Source organism: Streptomyces scabichelini, from assembly GCF_011045015.1.
GTDB classification, from domain to species: Bacteria; Actinomycetota; Actinomycetes; order Streptomycetales; family Streptomycetaceae; genus Streptomyces; species Streptomyces scabichelini.
The window spans coordinates 1-587 of the sequence record NZ_JAAKZY010000490.1 but is presented as its reverse complement, the minus strand read 5'-3'; the positions used below and the strand labels follow the sequence as shown (position 1 = coordinate 587).

The 587-nt window shown below is 75.1% G+C and carries 2 protein-coding genes; both read left to right on the top strand.

Features of this window, described 5'->3' with window-relative positions:
* On the top strand, nt 1-378 hold a 378-nt coding region (locus tag G5C60_RS50870; protein ID WP_206441030.1), incomplete at its 5' end, for a GvpL/GvpF family gas vesicle protein.
* Nucleotides 375-569 (top strand): gas vesicle protein GvpJ, encoded by a 195-nt coding sequence (gene gvpJ, locus G5C60_RS50865; RefSeq protein ID WP_165271129.1) that lies wholly within the window; start codon nt 375-377, stop codon nt 567-569. The genes G5C60_RS50870 and gvpJ, both read left to right, overlap by 4 nt.
* Nucleotides 570-587 lie beyond the last annotated feature (18 nt).

The following is a 587-nucleotide window of genomic DNA, read 5'->3' as shown; positions in this document are numbered from 1 at the left end:
GCCCCAGCCCCGGCCGCGGAACCAGCCCCGGCCGCTGACCTCAACCCCGGCCGCGCCTACCTGGCCGGACGCCGCCAGAAGCGCCGTACCGCCGAGGACGCCTGGCAGGCGGCGACGCGGACCGCCGCCCGCCTGACCGAGACGGCCGGCACCCTTGCCGTCGACCGCGTCGCCCACCGCCCCCAACGCGGCGACCTCGCCGGCCGTGCTCCCGGCACCAACGTCAGCAACGACACGTACCTCGTCCCCGCCCAGCGCGTCGACGACTTCCGCACCCGCGTCCTGGCAGCCGCCGAGGGCCTTCCGGGCGTCCACGTGGAAGTGACCGGCCCTTGGGCCCCCTACTCCTTCGCACTCCCTCCGGAGCCCGCCCGGTGACCGTCACCCCGCACGCCGACCGTCCGGTCGCCCTCATCGATCTCCTCGACCGCCTCCTCCAGGGCGGCGTCGTTCTCACCGGCGACCTCGTCCTGTCCATCGCCGACGTCGATCTCGTACGCATCGATCTGCGCGCCGTCATCGCTCCCGTCGCCGCCGCTGTCGTCGACGCCGCCACCGAGCCGCTGTGAGGCCTCCATGCCCCCGTC